This is a genomic window from Synechococcus sp. MIT2312 (assembly GCF_059772315.1).
Window position 1 is genome coordinate 1314106 of the sequence record NZ_CM186281.1, and the last position, 26884, is coordinate 1340989.

The following is a 26884-nucleotide window of genomic DNA, read 5'->3' on the forward strand; positions in this document are numbered from 1 at the left end:
ATTCGACCACAACCCAACAACCATTCATTAGATCTGAACCATGGCAACCAACCAAACCTCAAACGGATTCGGCGCTGAAACCAAGTGGAATAGCCCTGTCAGCTTCCAGAGAAAAGGACAAAACGCTCAGAAGCCTGCACTGACCATTGGCGAATTCCTCAAACAGTCATGCGATCAGATGGGGATCGGTGTGGGGCCTCGAAGCCATGAGGATTGTCCCCACCGCGTTACAGCGGAGTGCTACAGCCCCGACGACCAGTCATCACTGGATGAAGTGATTGCTGCCAGTTACCGACAGGTGTTCGGCAACGCGCACGTCATGGATTTTGAGCGCTGCACTGAACTGGAAGCTCAACTGCGCAACGGCGATCTCGATGTCAGGAACTTCATCCGAGGTCTGGCGCAATCAAGCTTTTACAAGTCTCGCTTCTTCTCTGCAGTTGCTCCCCAACGTGGAATCGAGTTGAACTTCAAGCATCTGCTGGGTCGTGCTCCACATTCTCAGGCTGAGGTGTCTCAAAAAATCTGCTTGCAGGCCGCAAGCGGCCACGCTGCTCTGATTGACAGCATCATCGACTCTGCGGAATACCTCGAAGTGTTCGGCAGTGACATTGTTCCTTATGCCCGTGCTTGGAGCTCACCTGCAGATCTAGCCACATCAGCATTCTCAATGCTGGCAGCGCTGCAAAAGAGCTTTGCTGGAAGTGACAGCGCACGCGGTGGCAGCAGCGCACTGACAAGCAGCATGGCGTCAGGCATTGCACCTCGGATCAGCAGTCCATCGGAAACCATTGGAGTCCGCCCCTCCACTGCATTCTCGCGTGGTCAGATCGCCAGCAAAGCTCCTGGGATCACCAGCGGCAGCGACAGCGCGCCGATGCGCGGTGACTCCTACGTGTTCTTTGGTTTGGGGCAAAGGGAACAGGAAACGTTCCAACGTTGCCCCGGCGATAGTGCAGATCAACTGAATGCACTGATTCGCGCCTCATACAAGCAGGTGATGGGCAACCCTCATCTCATGGAATTCGAAAGATCCGTTTCAGCAGAAAGCAAATTCATCGACGGCTACCTGAGCACTCGCGAATTTGTGCGAGCGATTGGTCTTTCCGCCGAATACAAAAAGCGTTTCTTCGAAACCAATGCCCCCTACCGCTTCATCGAACTGAACTTCAAGCATTTCCTTGGACGTGCACCAAAATCCCAAGCAGAAATCAGTGAGCACACACGAATTCTTGCTGAGGGAGGTTATGACGCAGAAATTTGCAGTTACGTTGACTGCGAGGAGTACCAGAGCACATTCGGTGAAGACACCGTGCCATTCGCACGAATTCTCTCCGAAGACGGCCGCTCACAAGTTGCCTTCAATCGTCATCTCAAGCTGGCCGAAGGGTTCGCTGCTAGCGACACTGTTCTGACCAGTTCTTCGTTGGTCACTTCAGTGGCAACAGGAATGGTTCCAGGCGGGTGGAGTTCCACCACAACGAGAATCAACAGAACTGGCACTCAATCTGGTGCACCAGATCCCACCAAAAAACGCTTCCGGATTGTGGTTGCAGCTCAGGCTGCTCGCACCAGGCAACGCACTGCAGGAAACACCTATCTGGTATCTGGCAAAGACATGTCCAGCCAGATGAAGTACATCCATGCAAGAGGTGGAAAAATCGTCTCCATCACCGAAGTGATGTAGCCAAATTTGCATCAACGACTAACTGAATAGGCCTTTTGATGATCAAAGGGCCTCATAATTCCCATCACCAAATCACCTGAGACATGACGGAAACCACCACACTGGCGACCCAGGCAAACGCTGATCTGGGCCATGCTGATGAAGTCATTCAAAGCATTTACAAGCAGGTTTTCGGCAACCGTCATCTCATGGAGCTTGACGTCAACAAGTCTCTCGAAGCCTTGTTTATGAATGGCGATCTTTCGGTTCAGGGATTCGTGACAGCCCTTGCACAGTCAGACACCTATAAAAAATTATTTCTTGACGACAAGAGTCCCTATCAATTTGTAGAGCTCAATTTCAAACATTTACTGGGGAGACCTCCTCATGATCAGCAAGAACTGATGGAGCATGTCACCCGCATGAACACTGAGGGGTACGAGGCAGAGATTGCAAGCTACACCTATAGCGAAGAGTATCTAGCTGCCTTTGGAATCGATCGAGTCCCACACAATCGCTCAAGCGAATCAATCAGTGGCGGACGAACCATTAATTACACACGTGGGATTGCTGTTGATGCGGGCTTCGCCGGTTACGACGCAGCCAGCAATGGATCAAAACTACTGAGCAGCCTCTCAACTGGAAATGCGCCTGCGATTGTCAAGCGCAAGAGCGTTGGCAACGCCAATGGAATCTCAATCTTCTGGACAACAAGTCGTCAAGTCAGCGCCAACCGTCGTGTAATGCAGAAATCAGTTGTGAGCCAGAGCTCCATGTCTGCAACTCTTCGGAGCATTCAAGCCCAAGGAGGTCGGATCGTTTCTATTTCGAAGGCTTAACCCTTCAAGGAGTTGCGCTCTGATTCTTCCTGAGATCAGAGATAATTGAATTGGCGTCAGCGAACGCCAATTCAATTCCATCAATCAGCAGGACAGACAGCTTAGTTTCTCCGTCGACACTCCCTGAAATGCCAATTCTTAGAGACACCACCAGGTCTGACCCCAACCAAACCGAAGCTTTCAATAAGTCTGTGTCATCGGTTCCCATGGCCATGTCAATGATGGTTGACTCCATGGTCAACATGATGCAGGCTAATTTACCTAAAAAAACCGAAAGTTTCGACAGTCAAGGTCAAGTTAATGATGGATATTGAGCAGTTTGTTGCTCAAAGCATCGGAGAATGGCGCTCAATGAGAAGCGGACATTCTCTTGCATTTCAACAATTTGAAGATGTACTGAGTGAAATATCAATCAAAGCATTCAACGATGATCATAATAAAATTTCGGAGCTGATTAAATCATCATCTCGGCCATCTGATAGTCAGTATCGATCTGCGTTTTATATGGAATGGAATGCAGAGAGTGACTGGGAACCTGACGATCCAAGTGAAGTCTCAAGTGGATCTTGCCTGATTGTACCCATCCCAAAGGATGAGACATCAGGAAGACTTTTGCGCAGCGTGGGGTACGCCGAAGCTGTAGCAGCAGAATCAGACTACCGGTTTCTTGACGACGGCACGTTTATTCTTAAAACTCACTATGATCAATCAATCGCTGAAGAACGTATCTGGTTCATATCAGAACATGTTCGTTGTCGATCTTCAGTCTTAAAGACATCGGCTGGATCGGGCATCCTTCAAGCTTCGTTTGCCTCTGAAGTCCGGAAAATTTCAACCTAAACACTCCAGTCAAGAAACCCCTGCCATGGACAAAAAGGATAAGATCAGATTCGCAAAAATACTTTCAGGCATCTACGATAATTTCGCTCAATCACAAGAACGACCCAAGGATTTTGCACGGATCAATATTGTCTTCCGTCCATTGCCCTGGACTGTATTTAAAGGCCCTGGCTTTTACTCAGAACAGTACTACGACTACTCCCCGTGGGATCCTTACAGGCAAGGCGTTCATCGCCTGATCTGCAAAGACAACTTTTTTGTGATTGAAAACTTTGATTTCAATCGCAAGGAGCGTCTTGCAGGATCAGGCAGAAATCCAGAATTACTTGATTCACTCGACGTTGACAGTCTCAAAAAACGTTGCGGCTGCTCAATGCATTTCAAAGAAACAACTGCAAATCATTACGTTGGCAATGTAGAACCCGGAAAAGAATGTCTTGTACCCCGAGACGGAAAGTTGACCTATTTAGTGAGCGAAGTTGAGGTAAACCAAGACACTTGGGTGAGTCGAGACAGAGGATTTGACCCGGAAACCGATGAAGTGAAATGGGGGTCCGAACATGGACCACTCAGATTCAAAAGAATTGAAGATATCTCTGATATAGTTACATCATCTTGGATTGAAGAAGAAAAACAGTGAATGCAAAGCAGCGAAAAACAACTTAAAGGCTGGATCCGCTCACAACATTTAATCTGCGAAGGCACAGATTTCATATTCGAAACTGTTGATCAAACGCAGCTCGAGAAATTTGAACAGTGCATGGATGACATTGGTGGGAAAGTAAGACAAATCAAAGCAGTAGGAAATTGGCCTATGGGACCAAATCGATCATTTAAAATTTTACGCGCAATTGCTAGTGTTCCCAGGCCAGGAGGAGAAAGCCTTGTCACATATTGGGCGAAACGAGGAGGCAAGCAAACGCGATATTCAGATATCAATACTTGAAATCACTCCGAGAACCAACCCATCCAAGTTGGTTTTGAGAAGTCTGTGTGCTGACTCCACTTCCTCAAAATAGCTAATGGGTCGATAACAAAACCGCGTTGTGCAGCGATAGCGATCACTTGATCTTGATTGAGTGCCGACTTGATTTCATCTTGGAGGCCTTGATCAGCCTTTGCCAAGGCAATAAATTGTTCAAGAACCTGATCCTGTTCGGCATCAGACATCATTACAGCTCACAATATCGAAATTTGAGGATGGATCAGGAATGACTCGTATCCGCTCCCTCCATCAGCATAGCTCTCCACGCAGTAATCTGACGAAAAGCCCACGACCAATGACTGCTCTGGGCAGCTAACACTTTTTGCTGTGTGGACTCAGACAACTTTGCGAAGTCAGTTTCGAAGTAGGAATTCCACTCATTCTGATTAAAGTCAAATCCTTGACTTTGAGCATAAGCAACAATCTGCTCGTGAGAGACGAGAGTTTTCAACCCCGTAGCAAGCTCATGAGAGCGAATCACCTCATTGACAAAACGGAGCAGTTCTGGAGAATTCATCAGCAACTCTCGATCCAGATTGCGAAATTAGCTTTGCTACAGATCAGTTGCAAAACAAGTGGTCCTCCAGTGCAACGAAGAAGTCTCCAGGGAAGAGACGGATCGATCACTCCGGAATCCACAAGGATCTTCGGAGGACGCGTGGCTTGATCAAGTGGAATCAAAGCGGCACCTGTGAGAGAAGGGTCGACGGATTGAACGACCTGGCGAAGAGATTCAATATCAGCGACCTGATGCAATTGATTCTGAAAATTCTGATCATTTTTCAGTGATTCCACAAATTGTGGCAGAGCTTTTTCCGCTTCAGCAGAGACTGGCATTCGACTATCAGAAAGTCTTGTGATGATAACAGAAGGAATGAATCCCCTGAACAGGTTCATTCCCAAAAGAAAAATCTGTTGATATTTGCGATCAAGATACTTTGAACAAGTTTGATTCAAGCAGATGGACTTGTTGAAGACATCAAACAGGCGTCACGCCTGCAAGAAATGAGACAAAAAGATTGGATCAATGCCAGATGACCACACGAAACATCGATTGATTCAAAGTGTGGATTGAAGCTATTGAGATTGTGAGATGAAGCAACTGTCGATGCTCAGATTTATTCATCTGTTGAAAACGTCTGAAAAGCTCTGCGACTGAGAATATCGATCAAAGCCTTTTGAGCTTATTGATTCAGAACGCTGAAGCAGCAAGCCTGTTGAAAAAGACCACCAGACAACACTGACAAGCCTGAATCAACCCGATCAACCCTATGAATCCAGCAGGAAGCAGAAGCGGCTTGCCCAAACCGAGCAATCCGTGGATCCACCAAGAAAGAACAGATCCTTGATCGAACAAGTACCGAATGAAGGAGATTCCGTAAACCGACAGAGAAGAGCAAACCAGGCATTGATGAGTTCAGAGTAGAAATGCTCATGCACCGATCCAGACAAGGCAGATAGCTGGGAAACAGCGAATTACGGAAGACCAACGGACGAGGACTGTTCTGCTTCGGAACGACCGTTCTTGACTCAGTACAAGACAGCGGATGATTCAGGAGCTGGCAGGCAGTGATCACAACAGACTTCAACCAGGTCACACAAAAGCTGCGCCAAGAAGCAGGAAGCTGCCTGGCCACGGCGTGGCCACCAGTGCAGGAGGCGAAGCTGAATCATTGGCTGAATCATTGAACGTTGCTCCATCGCAGACGCCACTCACCGGACGGCAATCGGTTCGTCATGGAACAACTGCATCACCACCAAGGTGCTTGACGAGATAGCGACAAACAGCTCAAGCCACCCATCGAGGACATTGTGGTAACAGCTACTTGGGCTTGACGCATCCTTTCGCTGAATGGCTTAACAAAGCGTTGCCGAGATACTCGACGAATTTGGGTTTTTAGCATTGATAGAGCTCCAGGGTTAGGTCCTTAAACAGACGTCATAAACGCGAAGATCCGTTGCAGCGCAGGGCATTTTGCGCCATAGAGACAACGGATTCGCAAGTTTTAGTTTTTCCTTGGAATTGAGTTTGCAAACTTGTGTGTCCTGACAATCTGCTTTTGGTGGGGGGACAGAAAGCAGGGTTAACGTCATTCGTGATGCGGAATTGCATCCCCCTCTAAAACTTTCCGAAGCACCCATGCTCGACGCATTCTCCCGGAAGGCCGTCTCGGCCGATTCCAGCGGCGCTTTCATCGGCGGAGGCGAGCTGGCCTCCCTCAAGTCCTTCATCTCCGATGGCAACAAGCGTCTCGACGCTGTCAACGCGATTACTTCAAACGCTGCTTGCATCGTTTCTGATGCAGTTGCAGGTATCTGCTGCGAAAACACCGGCCTAACCGCTCCTAACGGTGGCGTGTACACCAACCGCAAAATGGCTGCTTGCCTGCGCGACGGTGAAATCGTTCTTCGTTATGTGAGCTACGCCCTTCTGGCCGGCGATGCTTCCGTGCTGCAGGACCGCTGCCTGAACGGTCTGCGCGAAACCTACGCCGCTCTGGGCGTTCCTACAGGTTCCGCTTCCCGCGCTGTGGCCATCATGAAGGCTGCTGCTGGTGCTCTGATCACCAACACCAACAGCCAGGCCAAGAAAATGCCTGTCACCCAGGGTGACTGCGCAAGCCTGTCTGCTGAAGCTGGCAGCTACTTCGACATGGTGATCAGCGCCATCAGCTGAGCCCTATCTGCTTGATCGTTCAAAACAACACACATCCTTCATCATGAAGTCCGTCATCACCACTGTTGTCGGTGCAGCCGATAGCGCTTCCCGCTTCCCCTCTGCTTCCGACATGGAATCCGTCCAGGGTTCTATCCAGCGTGCCGCTGCACGTCTGGAAGCTGCTGAAAAGCTGGCTTCCGGTTACGACGCCATCGCTCAGCGTGCCGTTGACGCTGTTTACGCCCAGTACCCCAATGGTGCCACTGGCCGTCAGCCCCGTGCATGTGCCACTGAAGGCAAAGAGAAGTGCAAGCGTGACTTCGTTCACTACCTGCGTCTGATCAACTACTGCCTGGTTACCGGCGGCACCGGCCCCCTGGACGAGCTGGCCATCAACGGTCAGAAAGAGGTCTACAAGGCCCTCAGCATCGACGCCGGCACCTACGTTGCTGGTTTCTCCCAGATGCGTAACGACGGTTGTTCACCCCGCGACATGAGCCCCCAGGCTCTGACCGCCTACAACACCCTGCTCGATTACGTCATCAACTCCCTGGGCTGATTTATCGGCTCAACTGTTGAATAATTCAGCAATGTGATTGGGGTGGGCATTTCTGCCCACCCTTTTTTATTACATTCAGCTCGAAAGTAATACCACCCCAAAATTGTGGCATTGCTGAATCATGGGACATTTTGTTCGGCCACACATTTGGCCGATAACACAGACTTACGCCAATCTCGACAGCAACAAGAGGCCGTTAAGGATTTTCTTGTTACCTCAAAGTTTGAAACCGATTGCTCTTGAGCTTCAGCATCTAAAGCAACTATCAGGGGTAATCCGGGACAAATAGTCAAACCTATCCCCAATTCACATCATGCTCGGCCCAGAAACCAGTCTGAAATCACTCACTTCAGCGACCCGAACCGGGCCTGCTGCGTATTCCACACCCAGCAAAGCAGGCAAAAGCACCATTCACCGCACGGTTGCAGGTGTTCGCGCCGAGTATAAGAGGCAGCACTGTGCCTCCATGGGGATTGGGATCGGTCCCCGACTGCACGCTGAATGTCCTTTTGGATCTGTATTTGATCAATACAGCCCCGACGATATTGCTGCTCTTGAGCGAGTCATCAGAACGGCATACCGTCAGGTGTACGGCAACCTGCCTCCAACAGAAAACCAGCGAGAAACTTCCCTGGAAGTCAGGTTGATGAACGGTGAAATCAACGTTCGTGATTTCGTCAACGGCTTAGCCAAATCAGATTTCTACAAAGCGAACTTCTTTCACGCTGTTGGCGCTCAGCGTGGTATCGAGCTGAACTTCAAGCACCTGCTTGGAAGAGCTCCTCTGAACCAGGAGGAAGTCCAGAATCACATCAAACTGCAGGCTGAAGCTGGCTTTGATGCTCTAATCGACAAGCTGACTGACTCAGCTGAGTACACCGAGGTGTTTGGTTCGGACATCGTTCCTTACGAAAGAAGCCACGATTCATACGCAGGGATGTTCACACGTTCCTTCAACCTGATGCGTGAACTGGGCGGCATGAAGGTTGCTGTCAGCGACAATGCTCAAGGTCGCAACAGCCGTACGATCAATCCACTGGCGATTGCATCAAGAGAAGAGGCAAAGCCCCAGGCCTTCACATACACCTCAGTTCAGAGGACTCCTGTCAAACTGCCCCAACAGCAGTACAGCGGACATCAGACTCCCAAAATGACCGATTACGTGGCATTCCGTCCTTTCGGCGTTCACTTCTGATCAATTTAAATTGTTGATCGAATACAAAGCCCCATCAAAAGATGGGGCTTTTTTTGACTATCGATCGACAGGCTGACTCCACAACACAAGAATTGAAGATCGTCAATTAGATTCCACTCAAGCAATGTGATCGACCATGAGTGAGGCAACATCTCATCAGCAAATCAACGAACTTGAAAGTCTTACCGAGCAGGAAGCATTCGAGTTGGCTGAGGTCCTGAAGCAAAAACTGGCCGATCAAGAGACACCAAGCTCTGATCAGACTTCGATCGAGCAAATGGTTGCTGGATTGGGAGATCAGCGTGGTGCTTTACGACTGACATTCGCACAAAGTCTTGGGAATGTGGGTGAAGCAGCAATTCCATATTTGTGCGACGCAATGAAGAACAACCCAAATGTGATCATTCGACGCGCATCGGCCAAAACACTCAATCTGATTGGCAGCAAGAAAGCACTGCCAAATCTAGTTGAAGCATTCAGAACAGATTCTGATCCAGTAGTTCAAGGATCATCAGCAGGAGCGATGGCAACGATTGGCGAACCTGCAATCGATAATCTGCTTCAGATCTTAGTGGAACCAAGTTGTACAGCTTTTCAAGTTGGACTCATCAATCTTGCACTCAGCTTTATTGGATCAAAAGCACCCGACGCATTTGATCAAGCGACCCAATCAGACAATGTGGAGATCCGAATCGCGGCCCTCACTGTGCTTGCGGAACAGATTCAGTCACAAACGAACAAGTCAGCAAAAAGCACACTGATCAAAGCATTGTCTGATCAGGCAAGCGAGGTTAGATCTGAAGCAGCCACAATGGCCGGGAAAACACTAGAACCCGAAGAGGCCTGCAATCATTTATGCAAGATGCTCAAAGACGAATCGGATCAGGTTAGAAAAAACACATCACTCGCTTTAATGAAAATGGAAGCGACAGATGCAATTGAGAAGATTCAAGATGCAATAAAAACTGAGAAAGACGAGCAGGTTAAGTCTGTAATGAAAGTGGCCGTTAATGTACTTAAGAAAAGCTAGGAAATCTATCAGTCAAAACCCAAGCTTTGGCGCCTCTCAAGACTTGCTTGAGCAACCTCACGAATCAAGTCGTCTTTGCTCTCATCTTGAGCCAGCTCTTGCAAACATTGGTTCACCAAAGGAGAATCTAATTCAGCTAGCGACATCGCCGCACCTTGAACGTGCGCAATATTGCTGCTGTCGCAAGCTTTAATCAACAGAGGAATAACACGAGATTCTTCTGAAGCTTGTTTGGAAAGGTGACCAAGAGTCATCAGAGCGGACTGAGCGACCACTGGACTGGCATCCTCTAAAGCTTTTTCCAGCATCACTAACGTGTCGAGAGAAAAAACCTGGTCAGGGAAGCACACTGACACTTGGATAATTGCCTTGATACAACAGGCCCTGATTGTTCCATTATCAGATGCGTCGAATAATTGAATCAGTTCGGGGACACTCTTGTGGCCAATCATCCCTAACGCTTTGACAGCAGTGCGATAAACACCTGGATCAGGATCGTGCATCAACTCAAAGAGTCGAGGCATTGCCTCTTCCGGAAATTGCTCCGCCAAAAGTGAACAAGCAGTAAAGCGAATATTAGGATTCGGATGAAGCAAATCAGCAAATAAAGAGTCAATTGAGTTGCTGGAGACGTCCATATCAATACCTGCAAACTTAAAGTAATCCTACACTACCGACAAGAGCACATTGAGGAGCATTCAATCAAGGCAATTGCATCGATGTCAGCTTGGCTTGAACAAAACAATCAACATCATCGGCAAGTTCTTTCAATACATCATCAACATCAATTTGATTGATACGATTAGAGATTGATTCCAATGCCAAGATCACCACATAACGACAATCCCAAGGAGGCAAATATTGATCGGCCAAAAACATGGGGGTCAGCTCAAGGAAGCGAGATGGATTCAATTGAGCTATCGAATAAATTGCTGCAGAGCGGCTTTTTTGAAACTGAGGGCGCATATTAATTGCAGATGAGTTCAGAATTTCGTTGATACAACTCAAAGCCTGATGCGGCCAATCGACCCGTGAACCAAACAGGCGCATAAAAAAATAATGGGCGCCATAGTCATTATGAGCCTCCTCATCCCATTGTTTTGAGATGACTGGCCAGAGTGCATCCGCAGAGATGGACTTCATCGTCTTCAAAGCAAGGTAACAGCGACTGAAATCGGTATTAAAAAGGTCTCGCACTAAAAAATCGAGATTGGGGGTAGTGTCATACTCATGGACAATCGTAATATCATCAGGTTCATCAATTAGAATGGTGTCAACAAGGTGAATCGACTTCATCAAAACTGATTGATGATCTTGCGAGTTAAGCAGAAGTCTGCAAGCACGCATTCGAAAAGCTGGTGAAACTGGAGAGGCTACAATTGAAGGCAGATACTCAACGGCTTGCGCATCAATTAAATCCTGGATTGCACATTGACGATCCATCTGATTTGGCAGCAAAAGATGGTCGGCTACAACAGAAAGCTGCTCTCGACGACCGGAGAGCTGAACATCTGCTGAAATTGCGGCTCCTCTGATTCCCGGAGATTCAGATTTCTTTAAAACCTGTACTGTGGCAAGACATTCTTTTACAGACAGACTCGACAAGCATTGAATCAAAACACGCTGATTATATTTATTATCTTTCAACAGATCTATGATCTTCGCAATAAGCTGGGGATCATTGCATTTCAATTGCTTGAGAGCAAATACAGCATTCTCAACCAAATAGTTATCTTCAGACCAGAGGCATTGCCCAATCTTTGAGATCGAAGATGAAGTGCCCAACCTTCCAAGAACTTCTACGGCCTTTCTTTTGGCAATTTTAACAGCTTGATCATTGGAAAGATTATCCAACAAATCCACCAAGGCTTGTTCAGTCTCTGGTCCCGGACAATTGATCAAATGAGAAGCGGCCATATAGTAATCGCTTTGCGACTCCAACTCATGAATAGGCTGAAGAAGAATCTGCCGAGCATGCTCACATGTCAGCTCGGGATGAATATTGTCAAAACGACCTGTCATCAAGGAATCAAATAGCGTATAAATTGTACCTTAAAATCAAGCAAGGTGTCTTCACTAAACTCAAACTGGTCAAAAAAAACTAACTCGATGCATTGTGAAGTGAAAACAGCATAGACTTGCATGAGTTACTTAAACATTGTGGGACCTTTTTCTGGAAAGCGATTCATCGTACAAACCACGACCATGAATCGTTCAAGGCCGTCGATGTCCGTACATTTCAACATTCCATTCAATGGTCTATGCCAGGGAATGCAAGTGATGCATCGAGCTGGCTTTAGCATTACTGCATTGAACACAGATTATGCAAAAGGTGAGCCCCAGGATCAAGCAACGATCAACAAGAAGAACTTGGAAAAGAAAAGTGTGAAAATATCGCCCACAAAAACATCCAGCCTTGAGAGAGCGGAACTGAAATCAGAACATAAAGCTGAAAGCACGAAAGCAGATAAAAAATCGACTCCTAAGAATCGGCGCCAACGACGCAAATAAATCCAACCTGACAGACTGGCTTTAAACTTTAATTTCAAAGACAGCATCGTTGGGACGTCCGCTTTTTAGGGCTTCCCAGTTGATGCTGAGCAGGAATTGGTCGGGATCTGAACATTCAACGACATCAACACCCCAAGATCCTTCTTGTAATGGTGAACCAGATGATCCCGGAGAATCTTTGCGGCCACCAAGAGCAAGCCAATGATGTTCAGAGCTGTGAGAAGAAGAAATTCGAAATTTTTTCCATGCCTGGACTAGCTCTTTGGCCATATCGTCGGATGACAAAGATGACTCTAAACGAATCAACCAATGCGGATGATTTAAGGCTTCTGCATGATCAAAAGCATTTGATTGGGCCTTCAATCCATCAGCTAAAGCTTGTGCAGATATTGCAGGAACACTATCTGATGTGATCTGGAGATTATGAGAGACAATAAAAACGGTCATGGTTTGAGCTATGGTCGAAGTCAAGTGTGAGGAAGGGGCTCAATGAATGACTTCGCTGAAACACAGTTGAGTCAAGAAGAAGCCCTTGATCTAGCCAATCATCTCAAAGAAAAATTGAGCGCAGGATTGCCGATTGATGCCGATCCGGATTCCATCGCGGTCATGGTAGCTGGGCTAGGGGATCCTCGAGGGCTGCTTCGCCGTCAAATTTCCGAAGGTTTGGGATCGATAGGGAAAGCAGCTGTTCCTGCTTTGTGCCAGGCCATGCGACGAAGTGACCAGGTCACAGTGAGAAGAGCAGCTGCAAAAACGCTGACCTTGATTGCTGACCGCAATAGCCTGCCAGATCTACTGACGACTTTTCTGACCGATACAGATTCAGTCGTGCAAGGTTCGACCATGGGAGCGATGGCGTCCATGGGCAAAGAATCGATCGGAGCAATTCTGAGCATTGTTGAAAATGTCGACAGCACAGAAATGCAAATAGGCCTGGCGAATTGGGCACTCACAATCATTGGTGACAAAGCCCCAGAAACACTCAAAGGTGCATTGACATCAGACAACGCCAGAGTCCGAAAAGCAGCAATATCGGCTCTTGCTAGTCAGATTCAATCACTAAACTCCCAAGAGGATCGAGACCTGCTTCAAAAGTCTCTTCTGGATTCATGTGCTGAAATTCGATCTGAAATAGTCATCCTGCTAGGCAATCTTGAGGATTCAGAATGGACACTACCTTTACTCTCCCCTGCTCTCTGTGATCAAGAGAGCTTGGTCAGAAAAAACACTGCATTGTCCCTGATGAAGGTCGGCTGCAGTTCAAGCATTCCTAATCTTCAGAAACAACTCGAGAGCGAATCTGACCCAGTAGTCCGCAACGTTTTAAAGCTTGCGATTGATCGACTTCAAAAGTCCAGAGATAACTAACCATGAAAAAGGGGGATGCCTGAGCACCCCCCCGATTCTGCTGGTTGCTGGAAACCAAACTCAGGAAAGAGCGTTGATCACATAATCCAGATAGGACTTGAACTCATTAAGAGCCTGAGGGCTCATGTCGCGAGGTGCGCAAGCACGATCACGGGTGTAGGTGAGTGCTTCAACATAGGGGCCGGTCGGCAGGCTCAGTGAGCGATACACCTCACGGGCGCCAGCGATTCCCCACTCATCCAGAGGACCAGTACCGCCAACAACGAGGCAGTAGTTGATCAGGCGGAGATAGTGGCCAAGATCGCGGTAGCACTTGTCAACCTTGACCTGGCTATCACCAGCCTCACCGGGCTGCTTCAGGTAAGCGTACTTGTTGAAGCAGGCATCACCGGCTTCACGAGTCACTGCATCCAAACCGGCAGCCAGCTTCTCAGCAGCTTCGAGGCGAGCAGCGGCACGTTGGATATTGCCCTGAACGGCTTCAAGATCGTTCTGGGAAGGGAAGCGACCTGCTGCGTCTGCAGCAGTCACAACTGTGGTAACGACGGACTTCATTGATGGGTTCCTTTAAGAGGGAGAGTGTCTGAAAAGAAAGCGAGAAGCCGTTCAGGAGACGGCGCCGATCACGCGATCGAAGTAGGAACCGGCTTCAGCAACGAGAGCTGAGCAGTCGCCTTGTGTGGTCTCCATCTTGCGGAAACGCTTGCCGCCAGAGGCAGGAGAGTTGGTTTCGCCGATGAGAGCAGTTGCTGAAGCCTTCATGATGGCCACGGCACGTGCTGCTGACTGGGTCGGAACTCCCAGAGCGATGTAGGTCTCTTTCAGACCATTCAGGCAACGGTCATCCAGCACGGAAGCGTCGCCTGCAAGCAGCGCATAGCTGATGTAGCGGAGCACGATCTCACCATCGCGCAGGCATGCGGCCATGCGGCGATTGGGATAACAGTTACCACCAGCCTGAATCAGGCCGGTGTTCTCGCAGATCATGCCGGTCACAGCATCGGAAACGATGCAGGAGGCGTTGGAGGTGATGGCGTTGACAGCGTCCAGGCGCTTATTGCCTTGGCTGACATAGCTGCGAAGGACAGCGAGGTCGCTACCACCTACAGGTGCGGTTTTGGCGTCAGCGCTGACGACCGAGCGGGAGAATGCGTCGAGCATTTGGGGCCAGACAGTTTTGTGGGGGAGAGGCTTCTAATGCCGAGAGGCAACCACTGAATCAAGTCCTTTGAAGGTGTCTTGAGCCGATGGCTGAAAAACCCAAGGGGTTGGAAGCGCTTTAACAAACTAAGCCGGGTCAACCAAGCAGTGGTTCGGGATCACCTGATCACGCAAGAGTTCGTCACCTTGTGAACGCAACTAGGCCTTCAACAGGCTTCAAGGTCCCGATCGCCCGAGCATCGAACAGAACAAAAGGCACTTGCCAAGGGAAAATCTGTCCGCGAAACGACTAGATCACCAATCGCAACGCAGGCAGCACTTGAGCTTCAGTGGGCGGGTAGGCTCACAATCGCTTTTCTGTTCATTTGCTCAGCATGGCGGATCAACCTCCTCAGCAAGCACCCAGCATTGAAGAATTGCAGGAATCGATTGATGAACTTTCCACCTATCGAGAACGACTTTATAACGATGTTCTAGGGCTGGGTAAAAAACTTCGTTTATCCCAAAAGAAAATTGACGCCACGCTCAGCGAACACCCTGAGCTCACACGAATCGATGAGGTGTTGGATCAACTTAAGGCGCAAAGAAATGCTCAGAGCGGCCAATGATGAGAGCAGAGGGGATCACTCCGATGACGATGGCAAGCTTTTTTGAAGCGAGTCGTGGTACTTGGCTGAATCGCCGAGTCGTCCATCACCTCGATTGCCAAGACGATGAAGCTGCCGATTCAAATCTGATCATCGAACCGTTCGATACCAATGACCCCGCCGTTGAACAAGTTTGTTCAGCGCTGAACGTGAAGATCAGCGATACCAGCGGTGGAGCGAGATTTTGGTGGGAGAGCAACTTGATGGAAGACACTCGCAACAACGATTACGCAGCAGTGGTTGTCGATGCACCTAACCCCGAAGATCCCCGCCAGGGATTTCTGTTGAGAGATGTTGGTTATGTGGAAAAAAAATCAGTTGTCAGCACCTATTCCTTTGCTGACGATGGCGTATTGACCATCAAAACCCGATATGACACCAACACAGGCATCGAACGATGCTGGTTTGTGAATGATCAGATCAGAATGCGGGTGAGCTCGGTGCAGTTTCTCAACGGTGTTGCCATGACCACGTACTGCACTGAATTTCGCTGCCCCAGTAACGCTGACATTGCTGCACTGTCGTCAGCCGCCAGAGAGAGAGCTGACAACAATCCTCCAATCCAGGAGAGCTGAAACGTGTTCGACCCATTTCTGAAGGAACTTCACCACGGCATCCGGCAACGGGGCGGCAAGCCCATTGACGTGCCCTCTGGGCTGGAGGAATGCCAATCCAAAAAAGGCACCAGCGTGATCCGCAGCTGGCTTTGGGATGTCCCGAATTTCCGTCGCTGGCGTGTCACCAGGCTTGATGCTGGTGACAAGCTGCAGGTTCTGAATTCGGTGGCCTACCCCGATTACAACCTTGACCATCCTCTGATGGGTGTTGACCTGCTCTGGTTTGGTGCTCGGCAAAAGCTCGTTGCCGTTCTCGATTTCCAACCTCTGGTCCAGGATTCCACTTATCTCGATCGTTACTTCTCGGGGCTCAAACAACTGAATCAGGACTTTCCTGATCTCAACGGCGAAGAGACGATGCGCTCGTTCGACCCGAATCAATACTTCTCATCCTGGTTGCTGTTTTGTCGTGGCGGTGCTGATCAAGCGGAGACGTCGTTGCCGCCGGCATTCAGCGCATTCCTGAACGCCTACTGGGAGCTTCACGACACCGCTCTGAAAACCGACGCCCTCATTCGGTCGGAAGAGGTGAAACGTCTGCAGGACAACTACGACGTTTACAGCGCTGAACGAGACCCGGCTCACGGACTTTTCACCAGTCATTTCGGCAAGGAGTGGTCCGACCGATTCCTGAGCGAATTTCTGTTCCCAGCATCCGCCAAGCAATGAGTTCAACCCGACGCAACAGCCTTGATCCTGTTGCCATTGAAGGCTGGAGCTGGCAGCCGTTCCTTGAGGACGCTGTCACCTCTCTCAAGCCACTTGGGATCGAGCCCTATCCGGTCGAAGATGCGTTTCTGTTCAAACAGGATCAAACAGGATCGAAAGCGAAACCTGTCAGCGTGACCACGGCCACCTGGGCCTGCAAGTGCAAGAAATTCCGTCAGGTGAGGGCAGCTTGCGTCAGTGCGGGTTCATCCGCATCGGTTCTGAACTTTGTGATCAATCCGCTGCCGCGATATGACCTGCCCTTCTTCGGCGGAGACCTTGTCACCCTGCCGTCGGGCCATTTGCTGGCGCTCGATCTTCAACCGGCTGACAAGCAGGACAGCGAACACACCCAAGGCGTTTGGGATCGGCTGATGCCGATCTTTGATCGCTGGCGGTCTCAGTTACCAGACGGAGGTCCAATTCCTGACGAAGCACAGCCGTTCTTCTCGCCCGGGTTCCTCTGGACACGACTGCCCTTGGGAGAAGAAGGCAATCAACTCATCGAAAGCGTGGTACGACCAGCCTTCAATGACTACCTCAATCTTTATCTGGAACTCGCTGCTGCAGCCGAGCCTGTCTCCGATCAACGCATGGAGCATCTCCTGGCGGGGCAACGGCGTTACACCGATTACAGAGCAGAGAAGGATCCTGCAAGAGGAATGCTGACGCGATTCCATGGCAGTGAATGGACCGAGGCGTACATCCACGATGTGCTGTTTGACCTCTGATTGGCGCTGTCCTGCTCTGACCTGGGCAAAACCCTGCCTGGGCTGGGGGTTAAGCATTATGAACAGCAATCGGATGCGCTTCGACCACTTAGCGAGAATTGCTTTCGACCCCGACGGGACTTTTCCGATGTCCCTCCGGTGTCTGTGACACCCATTAAGACGCTGCCAAGAGGAGTTCCAAATGTTCGACGCCTTCACCAAGGTTGTCGCCCAGGCCGACGCCCGGGGACAGTTCATCAACACCAGCGAGATTGATGCTCTCGCCGCCGTCGTCTCTGACAGCAATAAGCGTCTGGACGCCGTGAACCGCATTTCCAGCAACGCCTCAACAATCGTTGCGAATGCTGCACGCGCTCTGTTTGCTCAGCAGCCTGCACTGATTGCCCCCGGCGGCAACGCCTACACCTCCCGTCGTATGGCTGCCTGCCTGCGCGACATGGAGATCATCCTTCGCTACGTCACCTACTCGGTCTTCACCGGTGACGCATCCGTGATGGAAGATCGCTGCCTCAACGGCCTGCGTGAGACCTACCTGGCACTGGGCACACCCGGCGCTTCTGTAGCCGCTGGCGTGAACCTCATGAAAGAAGCCGCTCTGGCAATCGTCAACGACAAAGACGGAATCACTTCAGGTGATTGCGCATCTCTCAACAGCGAGATCGGAACCTATTTCGATCGCGCCGCAGCCTCTGTCGCTTGATACCGATAGCCCCTTTTTTCGCTTAAATCCTTCTTCATCATGAAAACTCCCCTCACCGAAGCCGTCGCGGCAGCAGATTCTCAGGGTCGCTTCCTCACCAACGCTGAAGTGCAAGCTGCTTCCGGTCGTTTCACCCGCGCCAAAGCGAGCCTGGAGGCTGCCAAGGCTCTCACTGCCAAGGGTGATGCCCTGGTCAACGGAGCTGCCCAAGCTGTTTACACCAAGTTCCCTTTCACCACTCAGATGGAAGGCTCGAACTATGCCTCAACCACTGAAGGCAAAGCCAAGTGTTCCAGGGACATCGGCTATTACCTGCGCATGGTCACCTACTGCCTCGTTGCTGGTGGCACAGGCCCCATGGATGACTACCTGATTGCGGGCCTTGCCGAAATCAACCGGACCTTTGAGCTCTCACCGACCTGGTACGTCGAAGCTCTGAAGCACATCAAGGGCAACCACGGCCTTTCTGGTGATGCGGCGACAGAAGCCAACAGCTATCTCGACTACGCAATCAACGCCCTGATCTGAACAACATCCTTGTTCAGACTTTCCAAAAGCCCCCATCTGGGGGCTTTTTTTTCAGTCACTCACTGATGAAACCATCTCTGCAACGATTCCTAGACCTTCTATGCGGAGAGTACAGCAATCAACAGCAAGCCCTGGACAACCCTCCATTATTTGCTCATATCTTTCTGAAATATCGACCGATAGAGCATCTTCAGCAAGGATCCATTCTTCTGGAACAAACGTATGCCGTTGACCCGAAAAATCCTTACCGATTAAGGATGATAAGAGCAGAAGAAGTTGAGGATGGAATCATCAAACTTTGGAACCATATTTTCAGAGACCCCGATCACTTCTCAAAAGCAACAACAGACATCAATCTACGAAAGAAAATCAAAGAATCAGATCTCATAGCATTGGACAATTGCCACTACCAAGTTACCGAAAAAGAAGACGGATATCATGGGGAAATTGAGCCAGGCTCTTGCTGCATTGTCAAACGAGATGGCAAAGACACCATCCTTGTTAGTTCATTCCACCTGGATCAAGAGACTCTGTCAACACTTGATCGTGGGCAGGACCCAGTGACCAAAGAGCGATGCTGGGGCTCAATCGCAGGTGAATTTCGCTTCAAAAAAACCGCATCATGGGAAGCGAAGTGGTGTTATCCCTCCGAAAAAGATCTCAGGCATGATGAGGGCTTCTCAGAGAAACAGAACAGGGACACCGCCTTTTAAACTGATGCCCAAGAGATGCCGCTGCAAAATACAGATTTGATCCCAATCAACTCAACAAAGTCAGCCCTTGAAGCCCTGGATCATGAAGATGCCGGTGTTCGTTATCACGGCGCCTGGTGGCTGGGCAAACACCGAGTGATTGAAGCAATCCCCAAGCTTGTCACCTGCCTGAAGGATGAACGAGAGGTGACCTCGACCGGTGGCTACCCACTGCGAAGACAAGCAGCACGCTCGCTCGGGATGATCAAAGATGCAAGTTGCATTCACTCACTTCTTGAAACACTGAATACCAGTGATGTTCAACTCCATGAAGCAACCCTGAGAGCCTTGATCGAAATCAAAAATGATCAATGCTCTGATTCACTCATCAGCTACCTGGACAAAGATATTGATAACAAGCCAATAGAAGCTCTCATTGAAGCACTGGCTTCACATCAGGTTTGGCAGGTTGCCGAGCAAATCAAACCCTTCCTTCAATCAGACTCCAAACGAGTGGTGAGCTCAGCAGCAGCATTCTTCTATGAATGCACTGGCGACAAAAGCTATCTCGATCAAGTGATTGCACTCCTGAATCACGAGAATCGTTTTGTGAGGCAGTCTGCAGCTTTTGATCTTGCCCGAATCGGAACGATCTCTGCAACAAACGCCATCCTGGCAGCCCCGATCCCCAACAACGTCAAAATGTATGTCGTCAGGGCAATCCTGAATGATTCGCTGCTCAGATCAGCCAAGGCAGAAAACGACCAAGGGAAGAAGAATCAAGAGGCTCATGATTCTCTCTTCAAAACACTTGATGAATTGACCAGAGAAAATTTTGCGGGCAGCTTGCTCATCAATCAAGAGCTCCAAAAATCCACTGACCCCGAGCAACCACTCCAATCAACAGCAGACATCCTTTCCGTTGCCTTTGGGAAGCTCGGTTCGCCGTCATTGATGGAACGCGAGGAAGGCATCAGGCTGCTCGCCGAAAGCCCGGAAAGCATCAAAGGAAATCTACACAATCTGTACTTTTCAGAATCAGATCAAGACATCAAAATGGGTCTTGTCAAAGCCATGGCAAAGTTAAAAGAAATCGACTATGTACCGGCATTGATCGATGCTGTTGGTGTCGACATCGGCAATCACTGCCAGGGAAACATCCGACGTGTGGCGGCATGCGCACTTGGAGACATTGACTGGATTCAGCAACTCGATTGCCAATCACTCACCATCACAATGGACAAACTGAGCTGGACATTGCAATACCCTGACGACTGGGGATTGCGCTACAGCGCATGCATCGCTTTGGAAGGCATCGGCAACAGCAGCGCAAGAGATCTTCTACTTGAATCAAGGGCACAAGAAAGTGACCCGGTGATTTCAAAACGCATCGACATTGCATTATCTGAAATAAAACCAACCAATGTTGTTTAAATTTTCAAATCTGCGAAGCCACTGATTGGCGCCTCAATCAAGGTGCATCAAAGGACCTTCAAACGACTACTTGAAAACCCGTGAAAATACTTTTCGTCTGTCTCGGCAACATCTGCCGATCACCCGCTGCGGAGGGGGTGTTCCTGCATCTTCTGAACGAACGAGGATTCAATGACCGCTTCGTGGTGGACTCAGCCGGCACCGGCAGCTGGCACGTGGGAAATCCCGCGGACCGTCGGATGCAGGCCGCGGCCAAGCGGCGTGGCATTCATCTGCCAAGCCGGGCCCGTCAGATCACACTCAATGACCTGGAAGAGTTCGACCTGGTCCTCACCATGGACGACGACAATTTCGTGACTGTCAGCGGCCTAGCTCGAGAAGCGGGGACAAGGGCCAGCGCCCAGATCCGGCCGATGCTCAGCTACGGCGAGCGCTACAGCGAACGCGAAGTTCCAGACCCTTATTACGGAGGGGATGCCGGCTTCGATCATGTGCTGGATCTACTGGAGGAAGCCTGCGCGGCAATGCTCGATGAACTGAGCGAACACGATTCAGCAGCGACCATCCAGCCCTGAGAAGCGATCAGCGCTCAGGGCTGGGCCAGACCTCTTCAGCAACCCGCCCACGGAACAGGTCCTCGAGTGCATCAATCACGGCTTCGATCGCCATCCCGTCAGTGATCAGCTCCATGGCGTCGTTCGCCTGCACCAACGGCGCAATCGTCCTGGTGCTGTCCAGCCGGTCTCGCTCAACAATCTGCGCTTCGAGTTCACTGAGCGAAGGCACGGAATGACCTCGCGTCTCCAGATCCCTGGCGCGGCGACGGGCCCGTTCTTCGGGAGTCGCCGTGAGGAACACCTTGAGCTCGGCATCCGGAAACACAGCTGTTCCGATGTCGCGACCTTCAGCCACCAGGCCACCCTTCTCGCCGAGTCGCTGCTGCTGCCGCGTCAGCAGTGCTCGAACACAAGCATGAGCAGCCACCAAGGACACCGCCCCCGTGACCTTGGGATCACGGATTGCATCTGTGACATCCCTGCCGTTCACACAAACGGTCTGGACTCCGCTCCGCAATGGCGAAAGATCCACCTCCAATCCTTCCAGAAGCCGCTCGACGGCGCCTGCATCGGCCGGGTCAGCCCCATGCTCCTGGACCCATAAGGTCACGGCCCGGTACATGGCGCCTGTATCGAGATAAAGCAGACCCATGCGTTCAGCGAAGGCCCGGGTGACCGTGCTCTTTCCAGCACCGGCGGGTCCGTCGATGGCAACGATGGGAGAACGGGTCATGACAAAAATGTGATCGATCAGGCGTGTGGAGCCAGAGCAGACGGCCGCGGCCAAGAGGCGCAATGACTGCGTTTCCTCAGCAGGCTGCAAGGTGGATGGATCCACGACCTCTACATACTCCACCTCGAGGCCTGCGGTTTCGAGCTGCCGTCTGAGCTGGATCAGAACATCCCTCTGGCCAGCCAGCCTGTTCTGAAGTTGCGTCGCAGCACGATGGAGGGCTGCTCCGATCGATACCGCGCTGCGTCGCTCCACCGGGAGCAGGTACAGATTGCGCGAACTGGCTGCCAGACCATCAGGCTCCCGGACGGTGGCACATCCCCTGACCCGAACCGACAAACCCAGGTCGCTCACCATCCGGCGGACAATTGTGAGTTGCTGCCAATCCTTCTCACCCAGCCAGAGTTGCCTTGGCTGGACCAGTGCCAGCAGGCGGCTGACGACGGTGGCAACTCCATCAAAATGTCCTGGTCGCCGCGAACCACACAAACCCGACTGCAGAGCTGACGGCGCTTGAAGCCTCCAGCCCGACGCGACGCCTTGCGGATAGATCTGACCCTCATCCGGACACCAGATTGCTGATGCACCGGCCTGCTCCGCGAGAAGGCAGTCAGCTTCGAAAGAGCGGGGATAGCGTTCAAGGTCCTCCCCCTCTCCGAACTGCAGAGGATTGATGAACACGCTCACCAAAACGGATCCCGGCTCAGGGCAGTCAGCAACCGCACGCTGGATCAGCCGGGCGTGACCTTGATGCAGCCCCCCCATTGTGGGAACGAAATCAATCGGGCCAGGCCGTGATGCACGCCAGGCTCCGAGTTCGGAGCGTGTTCGGAGGACGCGAAGGCTCAGCGAAGCACCTCAAGACGAACCTGGGCGATGCCACTGCTTGTCAAGCCCAGCTCGCTTGCAGCACCATGCGCCAGATCAATCACCCTGTCTCCAGCGAATGGGCCACGGTCATTGATGCGCACCACTGCTTTGCGACCGTTCCAGAGGTTGGTCACACGCACACGCGTGCCGAACGGCAAGGTGCGATGAGCGGCAGTCATTGTTCCCGGGCGAAACACCTCTCCATTGGCGGTGCGGTTCCCATAAAAACCAGGGCCGTACCAGCTGGCTTCGCCCGAATGTGTGGAGATCACAAGCGGAACAACAGGCTTGGGTGGCTGTGGGGGAGTCGGCATCACCGCTGGTTCAGGCTCGGCAATGGCTGTCACTGGATCAGTGATCACAGGATCCACTGGTGCTTCTCTCGATGGTTCAGCAACTTCGAGAGCGGAGACAGGCTCGGAAGGCAGAACCAGGTCGAGCGGGTCAGTGATCTCATAGCCATCAAGGTCCCGTGCCAGCACCGGATAGAGGGCGAGACCTGCTAGCGAAACTCCGGCAAATGCAGCAATGGCGGGAAAAATACGAGCCATAACAGTGGGTCACACGACGGCCTGTGGGAGACCATTGCTTCGGCCGTTGAGGGCCGAAAACCGCGACCAAAGCGCATGAAAGTGGCTTGAACGTAAAAATGTCTGAACGCTCCTGCAGGCAGGGAAAGGCTCACGCCGGTCACGACAACACGCTGATCAGCAGCCTGGAGAGGACGCGGCAACTGGGCTGCGAGCACAGTGCCGCAAGGAACCATTGATCAGCTCAGGCAATCAAAGCAACAAGCCCCGCTAATGATCAGAGGACCGGCGATCGCAGCGGCACAGAAGCAGGACACGACACTCCGCTCACGAGGGGAGAGGATCAGGGCAGAACTACTGCTGCTGATGGACTACCGAGCCGCCGGTGTGGATGTTGAAGCTGGGCGAGCTTTCGTGCAGCGGATCAAAACCGGTGTCGAAGCGACTCATCGTCCTGAGGTGGTCGGCGGGCTGGGCGGCTTTGGAGGCATGATTCGCCTGCCGCAAGGTCTGAAACGTCCACTGCTGGTGTCGGGAACCGACGGCGTTGGCACCAAGCTTGAACTCGCGCAGGAGCATCACAACCACCATGAGGTGGGCATCGACTTGGTCGCCATGTGCGTGAACGACGTCATCACCAGCGGCGCCGAGCCCCTCTTTTTCCTCGATTACATGGCAACAGGAGCCCTGAGCCCTGATGCCATGGCCACAGTGGTCGAGGGCATCGCCGATGGCTGCCGCCAGAGCGGCTGCGCGCTGCTCGGCGGCGAAACAGCAGAGATGCCGGGCTTTTATCCTCCCGGCCGCTACGACCTGGCGGGCTTCTGCGTCGCCGTTGTTGACGAAGATGCGGTGATTGACGGCAGCCAGGTTCAAGCCGGCGATCACATCGTTGGTGTCAGCAGCAGCGGAGTGCACAGCAATGGCTTCAGCCTGGTGCGCAAAATTCTCGAGACCAATGGCGTATCGGCCGAAACCCGCTTTGGCTCGGACGATCAACCTCTGATTCAGGCACTCTTGAAACCAACTCATCTGTACGGGGCACTGGTCAAGCGGTTGATCGAATCAGGCACTGCGCTGCATGCCATGGCCCACATCACAGGCGGAGGCATTCCCGAAAATCTGCCCCGCTGCCTTCCGGACGGCTTGATCGCCAGGGTTGACCCCGAATGCTGGCCGCGCTCGGAACTGTTCAGCTGGCTGCAGTCTCACGGAGAGATCAAGGAGCGCGATCTCTGGCATACCTTCAATCTGGGAATTGGTTACTGCCTGGTGCTTCCTGAAGCGGCGGTCGAGGCTGCACTGGAACACTGTGAGCAAGAGGGTTTCGAGGCTTGGGACATCGGCGAGGTCATGACCTTCGCTGGACAGGACGACTCCCCAGTGCTCGGCTTACCCGCCTGAACCAGACCTGGATCCAACAATCTCCAACAGCTGGAGAAACAAAGCGCACTGAGCCCTTTCAGCCCCGTTAGTCTCCAGATAGACAGATCGATCTTGCATCGATCAATGCGTCGTGACATACGCCCTAGTAATCCATGCCATTTGATAGACCTCAGCGCACGACCCGACGACGTTCGTCGGCAGGTCCAACCCCTCCCAGACGCCCAGTCAGTTCTGGATACGACAAAAACGGTGCTCACCGTCAAGGCGGACCAAGACCGACCTTTCTTGCACTGAAGGACCATGGCAAGGTCTTCGTTGCCGACATGCCTTTTCTCTCTGACGGGCAACTGGCCAACATCACCAAAGAAGCTTCGGAAGTGCTCCTCAGCCTTGAGCGTCGCATCAGCGAGTTGGAGCAGGTTCAGGGTGACCGTGACACGTTGATCAAGGCCTGCACGAAGCGCGATGTCACCCATCGTTTTCTGAGAGCAATCGAGGAAGAGCAACAACAGCGCCGGGACAATCCCGCCGTTCGCCGGGCGGCAGGAGAGTCTCTGCCCCGAACATTCCTGGAGATCGCACGCCACCGACTTCCTGGCGCGACGTTCGATTCTTTGCTGCAGGAAGCACTCTCAGCCTGCGAACAGTCGGCGGAAGAACCTTCACCCGCCATCAAGGCACCACTCAAGGTTGTTTCTCTGCAACCCCAGGCATCATCCCTGCCTGTGGTCGTCAGTCCTGATCCGGAACCAACCGATCAAGCGCTCTGAAATGGATTGTCCGGCATGCGAACCGGACACTCAAGACTGAGCTGATCGAGCCGACTGCGCTCCTGCTGTGTGAGGGTCCAACGGAGCGCCTGTTTGGCATCCTCCACCTGAGCGGGTCTGCGAAATCCAGGAATCGGGCAAGTTCCGTGAGCCCGGCACCAGTTCAGTGCCACCTGCACCTGATTCACCCCCCTTGCCTGCGCCATGTCAGCCATCGCCTGACGCAGAGGCAGAGAACCCGGCAACAGGCGCCGAAACAGACCTGAACGCAACAGCGTTGCATCACTGGGTGTCCAGCCAGGGCGGCGCGCCAGAACGCCGAGAGCAAGAGGGCTGTAGGCCAGGACCTCCACACCAAGGTTGCGGCACACATCGAGGATGCCGCCAGGCCTGATCGGTTCTGGTGCAAGCAGTGACAGCTGCACCTGCACACTGGCCAGCCGTACACCCCGCCGCGCCAGATGATCATGGAGCAGCCTCAGACGCTGGGGGCCGACATTGGAGACACCAAGTTCACGCACTTCACCCTGATCCACCAGATCGGCAAGACCGTCCAGCAGCGGTCGTTCCTGCCATGGTGCATATCGGGCTGTGCTCCAGTGCAGCTGAACCCGATCGAGCTGACCCCGAAGACGTTGCCGGCTGGCCCGAAATGCCTTCACCAGGCCGCGACGACCGAGGCGCCAGGGGAACGGAGCCAGCTTGGTGGCGACGATGAGGTTGGCGCGGGACGAAAGCTCAAGCCCCTCCAGACACTGACCCAGAAGCTCTTCACTTCGACCATTCAATCGACCTGTGCCATAGGAGTCCGCCGTGTCCACGAGCTGCAGTCCAGCAGCAACAGCCGCTGCAAACGTTGCTTTCAGTTCCGGATCGTCTGTTTCGGAGCGATAGCCCCAGAGCAGTTGGTTGCCCCAGGCCCAAGTCCCGAATCCGATTCCTGTCACAACGCCATGGATCGCTGCACGCCATGATCGCTTCAGTACGGTCCATGCGATGTCACTCTCTGCTGCCGAAACAGCTCGCAATCGGCGGGATGAGGTCTCCGCGCAGGACTCAGCCAGCGCTGCTGCAGAAGAACGTGTGCTCTGCTGCCACTGTGGTCGCACCGCCAGCAACGGGATCAGCTGCATCGGCATGTGCGTGGCCGACAGCGACTACTGAA

35 protein-coding genes are annotated in these 26884 nt (G+C 51.9%); 23 read left to right on the forward strand and 12 right to left on the reverse strand.

Annotated features, from left to right (window positions below):
- Positions 1–40 precede the first annotated feature (40 nt).
- Complete coding sequence (locus AC6EI9_RS07695) at positions 41–1687, forward strand: phycobilisome rod-core linker polypeptide (RefSeq protein WP_498469880.1); 1647 nt, start codon at positions 41–43, stop codon at positions 1685–1687.
- A gap of 83 nt (positions 1688–1770) precedes the next feature.
- Positions 1771–2505, forward strand: a complete 735-nt coding sequence (locus AC6EI9_RS07700) for a phycobilisome rod-core linker polypeptide (protein WP_498469881.1) — start codon at positions 1771–1773, stop codon at positions 2503–2505.
- A gap of 4 nt (positions 2506–2509) precedes the next feature.
- On the opposite strand, the gene AC6EI9_RS07705 is transcribed toward AC6EI9_RS07700, so the two are convergent.
- The gene (locus AC6EI9_RS07705; protein WP_498469882.1) at positions 2510–2740 is read right to left on the reverse strand and encodes a hypothetical protein; all 231 of its coding nucleotides are present in this window, start codon (positions 2738–2740) and stop codon (positions 2510–2512) included.
- Positions 2741–2808: 68 nt separating this feature from the next.
- On the opposite strand from AC6EI9_RS07705, the gene AC6EI9_RS07710 reads away from it, so the two are divergent.
- Genes AC6EI9_RS07710 through AC6EI9_RS07720 form a run of 3 tightly spaced genes read left to right on the forward strand, consistent with a single transcriptional unit; the run spans position 2809 to position 4291 of the window.
- Positions 2809–3345, forward strand: a complete 537-nt coding sequence (locus tag AC6EI9_RS07710) for a phycobiliprotein lyase (protein WP_498469884.1) — start codon at positions 2809–2811, stop codon at positions 3343–3345.
- A gap of 25 nt (positions 3346–3370) precedes the next feature.
- On the forward strand, positions 3371–3985 hold the full coding sequence (locus AC6EI9_RS07715) for a chromophore lyase CpcT/CpeT (protein WP_498469886.1): 615 nt from the start codon (positions 3371–3373) through the stop codon (positions 3983–3985).
- The gene (locus tag AC6EI9_RS07720) at positions 3986–4291 is read left to right on the forward strand and encodes a CpeR family transcriptional regulator (protein ID WP_498469887.1); all 306 of its coding nucleotides are present in this window, start codon (positions 3986–3988) and stop codon (positions 4289–4291) included.
- 2 nt (positions 4292–4293) lie between these two features.
- Here the strand turns inward: AC6EI9_RS07720 and AC6EI9_RS07725 are convergent, their stop codons facing one another.
- The 3 genes from AC6EI9_RS07725 to AC6EI9_RS07735 are packed head-to-tail and all read right to left on the reverse strand — an operon-like array spanning position 4294 to position 5287.
- Positions 4294–4515, reverse strand: coding sequence for a Nif11-like leader peptide family natural product precursor (locus AC6EI9_RS07725; protein ID WP_498469888.1), 222 nt, complete (start codon positions 4513–4515; stop codon positions 4294–4296).
- Positions 4516–4550: 35 nt separating this feature from the next.
- A complete protein-coding gene (locus AC6EI9_RS07730; RefSeq protein WP_498469889.1) occupies positions 4551–4847 on the reverse strand; it encodes a Nif11-like leader peptide family natural product precursor in 297 nt (98 codons plus the stop codon).
- Complete coding sequence (locus AC6EI9_RS07735; protein ID WP_498469890.1) at positions 4847–5287, reverse strand: Nif11-like leader peptide family natural product precursor; 441 nt, start codon at positions 5285–5287, stop codon at positions 4847–4849. The genes AC6EI9_RS07730 and AC6EI9_RS07735 overlap by 1 nt, the downstream gene beginning before the upstream one ends.
- A gap of 1183 nt (positions 5288–6470) precedes the next feature.
- Between AC6EI9_RS07735 and cpeB (AC6EI9_RS07740) the strand changes: the two genes are divergently transcribed.
- The 4 genes from cpeB (AC6EI9_RS07740) (at position 6471) to AC6EI9_RS07755 (ending at position 9773) form a co-directional block, all read left to right on the forward strand.
- Positions 6471–7007: a phycoerythrin subunit beta gene (gene cpeB / locus AC6EI9_RS07740; RefSeq protein ID WP_066904285.1), complete on the forward strand. Its 537-nt coding sequence runs from the start codon at positions 6471–6473 to the stop codon at positions 7005–7007.
- Positions 7008–7050: 43 nt separating this feature from the next.
- Entirely contained in the window at positions 7051–7548 is a 498-nt protein-coding gene (gene cpeA / locus AC6EI9_RS07745; RefSeq protein WP_114993262.1) for a C-phycoerythrin subunit alpha, read from the forward strand.
- A gap of 313 nt (positions 7549–7861) precedes the next feature.
- Complete coding sequence (locus tag AC6EI9_RS07750; RefSeq protein ID WP_498469891.1) at positions 7862–8743, forward strand: phycobilisome rod-core linker polypeptide; 882 nt, start codon at positions 7862–7864, stop codon at positions 8741–8743.
- Positions 8744–8879: 136 nt separating this feature from the next.
- Positions 8880–9773, forward strand: a complete 894-nt coding sequence (locus AC6EI9_RS07755; RefSeq protein ID WP_498469892.1) for a HEAT repeat domain-containing protein — start codon at positions 8880–8882, stop codon at positions 9771–9773.
- Between the two features lie 8 nt (positions 9774–9781).
- Here AC6EI9_RS07755 and AC6EI9_RS07760 read toward each other — a convergent pair whose 3' ends face one another.
- Complete coding sequence (locus AC6EI9_RS07760; protein ID WP_498469893.1) at positions 9782–10411, reverse strand: HEAT repeat domain-containing protein; 630 nt, start codon at positions 10409–10411, stop codon at positions 9782–9784.
- Positions 10412–10475: 64 nt separating this feature from the next.
- The gene (locus tag AC6EI9_RS07765) at positions 10476–11795 is read right to left on the reverse strand and encodes a HEAT repeat domain-containing protein (RefSeq protein WP_498469894.1); all 1320 of its coding nucleotides are present in this window, start codon (positions 11793–11795) and stop codon (positions 10476–10478) included.
- Positions 11796–11999: 204 nt separating this feature from the next.
- Between AC6EI9_RS07765 and AC6EI9_RS07770 the strand changes: the two genes are divergently transcribed.
- Positions 12000–12284 (forward strand): hypothetical protein, encoded by a 285-nt coding sequence (locus tag AC6EI9_RS07770; RefSeq protein WP_498469895.1) that lies wholly within the window; start codon positions 12000–12002, stop codon positions 12282–12284.
- Positions 12285–12305: 21 nt separating this feature from the next.
- On the opposite strand, the gene AC6EI9_RS07775 is transcribed toward AC6EI9_RS07770, so the two are convergent.
- Complete coding sequence (locus AC6EI9_RS07775) at positions 12306–12731, reverse strand: DUF2656 family protein (protein WP_498469896.1); 426 nt, start codon at positions 12729–12731, stop codon at positions 12306–12308.
- Between the two features lie 42 nt (positions 12732–12773).
- Between AC6EI9_RS07775 and AC6EI9_RS07780 the strand changes: the two genes are divergently transcribed.
- Positions 12774–13655 carry a HEAT repeat domain-containing protein gene (locus AC6EI9_RS07780; RefSeq protein WP_498469897.1) on the forward strand — a complete coding sequence of 294 codons (882 nt, stop codon included), beginning with the start codon at positions 12774–12776 and terminating at the stop codon, positions 13653–13655.
- A gap of 60 nt (positions 13656–13715) precedes the next feature.
- On the opposite strand, the gene cpeA (AC6EI9_RS07785) is transcribed toward AC6EI9_RS07780, so the two are convergent.
- Complete coding sequence (cpeA, locus tag AC6EI9_RS07785) at positions 13716–14210, reverse strand: C-phycoerythrin subunit alpha (protein ID WP_066904317.1); 495 nt, start codon at positions 14208–14210, stop codon at positions 13716–13718.
- A 51-nt stretch (positions 14211–14261) separates the two neighbouring features.
- A complete protein-coding gene (cpeB, locus tag AC6EI9_RS07790; RefSeq protein WP_067095448.1) occupies positions 14262–14816 on the reverse strand; it encodes a phycoerythrin subunit beta in 555 nt (184 codons plus the stop codon).
- A 374-nt stretch (positions 14817–15190) separates the two neighbouring features.
- On the opposite strand from cpeB (AC6EI9_RS07790), the gene AC6EI9_RS07795 reads away from it, so the two are divergent.
- The 9 genes from AC6EI9_RS07795 (at position 15191) to AC6EI9_RS07835 (ending at position 21448) form a co-directional block, all read left to right on the forward strand.
- Positions 15191–15424: a DUF8630 family protein gene (locus tag AC6EI9_RS07795; RefSeq protein WP_186990456.1), complete on the forward strand. Its 234-nt coding sequence runs from the start codon at positions 15191–15193 to the stop codon at positions 15422–15424.
- Positions 15425–15447: 23 nt separating this feature from the next.
- Entirely contained in the window at positions 15448–16038 is a 591-nt protein-coding gene (locus AC6EI9_RS07800) for a phycobiliprotein lyase (protein ID WP_498469898.1), read from the forward strand.
- A 3-nt stretch (positions 16039–16041) separates the two neighbouring features.
- Positions 16042–16749, forward strand: a complete 708-nt coding sequence (locus AC6EI9_RS07805; protein WP_498469899.1) for a 15,16-dihydrobiliverdin:ferredoxin oxidoreductase — start codon at positions 16042–16044, stop codon at positions 16747–16749.
- A complete protein-coding gene (locus AC6EI9_RS07810) occupies positions 16746–17519 on the forward strand; it encodes a phycoerythrobilin:ferredoxin oxidoreductase (protein ID WP_498469900.1) in 774 nt (257 codons plus the stop codon). Before AC6EI9_RS07805 ends, AC6EI9_RS07810 begins: the two co-directional genes overlap by 4 nt.
- A gap of 181 nt (positions 17520–17700) precedes the next feature.
- On the forward strand, positions 17701–18219 hold the full coding sequence (gene cpcB / locus AC6EI9_RS07815; protein WP_067095437.1) for a C-phycocyanin subunit beta: 519 nt from the start codon (positions 17701–17703) through the stop codon (positions 18217–18219).
- Positions 18220–18258: 39 nt separating this feature from the next.
- Positions 18259–18747 carry a C-phycocyanin subunit alpha gene (gene cpcA / locus AC6EI9_RS07820; protein ID WP_498469902.1) on the forward strand — a complete coding sequence of 163 codons (489 nt, stop codon included), beginning with the start codon at positions 18259–18261 and terminating at the stop codon, positions 18745–18747.
- A 65-nt stretch (positions 18748–18812) separates the two neighbouring features.
- The gene (locus AC6EI9_RS07825; protein ID WP_498469903.1) at positions 18813–19460 is read left to right on the forward strand and encodes a chromophore lyase CpcT/CpeT; all 648 of its coding nucleotides are present in this window, start codon (positions 18813–18815) and stop codon (positions 19458–19460) included.
- 15 nt (positions 19461–19475) lie between these two features.
- Positions 19476–20873 (forward strand): HEAT repeat domain-containing protein, encoded by a 1398-nt coding sequence (locus AC6EI9_RS07830; protein WP_498469904.1) that lies wholly within the window; start codon positions 19476–19478, stop codon positions 20871–20873.
- Positions 20874–20953: 80 nt separating this feature from the next.
- Positions 20954–21448, forward strand: coding sequence for a low molecular weight protein-tyrosine-phosphatase (locus AC6EI9_RS07835; RefSeq protein WP_498467235.1), 495 nt, complete (start codon positions 20954–20956; stop codon positions 21446–21448).
- A gap of 7 nt (positions 21449–21455) precedes the next feature.
- Here the strand turns inward: AC6EI9_RS07835 and AC6EI9_RS07840 are convergent, their stop codons facing one another.
- A complete protein-coding gene (locus AC6EI9_RS07840) occupies positions 21456–22946 on the reverse strand; it encodes a bifunctional pantoate--beta-alanine ligase/(d)CMP kinase (protein WP_498469970.1) in 1491 nt (496 codons plus the stop codon).
- A gap of 62 nt (positions 22947–23008) precedes the next feature.
- Entirely contained in the window at positions 23009–23584 is a 576-nt protein-coding gene (locus tag AC6EI9_RS07845) for a septal ring lytic transglycosylase RlpA family protein (RefSeq protein ID WP_498467236.1), read from the reverse strand.
- A 345-nt stretch (positions 23585–23929) separates the two neighbouring features.
- Between AC6EI9_RS07845 and purM the strand changes: the two genes are divergently transcribed.
- Together purM and AC6EI9_RS07855 are read left to right on the forward strand one after the other, a co-directional pair.
- Positions 23930–24967 (forward strand): phosphoribosylformylglycinamidine cyclo-ligase, encoded by a 1038-nt coding sequence (gene purM / locus AC6EI9_RS07850; protein ID WP_498469971.1) that lies wholly within the window; start codon positions 23930–23932, stop codon positions 24965–24967.
- A gap of 134 nt (positions 24968–25101) precedes the next feature.
- The gene (locus AC6EI9_RS07855; RefSeq protein ID WP_498467238.1) at positions 25102–25719 is read left to right on the forward strand and encodes a DUF8655 family protein; all 618 of its coding nucleotides are present in this window, start codon (positions 25102–25104) and stop codon (positions 25717–25719) included.
- On the opposite strand, the gene AC6EI9_RS07860 is transcribed toward AC6EI9_RS07855, so the two are convergent.
- Positions 25707–26666 carry an aldo/keto reductase gene (locus tag AC6EI9_RS07860; RefSeq protein WP_498467239.1) on the reverse strand — a complete coding sequence of 320 codons (960 nt, stop codon included), beginning with the start codon at positions 26664–26666 and terminating at the stop codon, positions 25707–25709. The two genes, AC6EI9_RS07855 and AC6EI9_RS07860, sit on opposite strands and share 13 nt — an antisense overlap.
- A gap of 49 nt (positions 26667–26715) precedes the next feature.
- Here AC6EI9_RS07860 and AC6EI9_RS07865 point away from each other — a divergent pair, with 49 nt between their 5' ends.
- The gene (locus tag AC6EI9_RS07865) at positions 26716–26883 is read left to right on the forward strand and encodes a DUF8639 family protein (RefSeq protein WP_498467240.1); all 168 of its coding nucleotides are present in this window, start codon (positions 26716–26718) and stop codon (positions 26881–26883) included.
- The last annotated feature ends 1 nt before the right edge of the window (position 26884 follow it).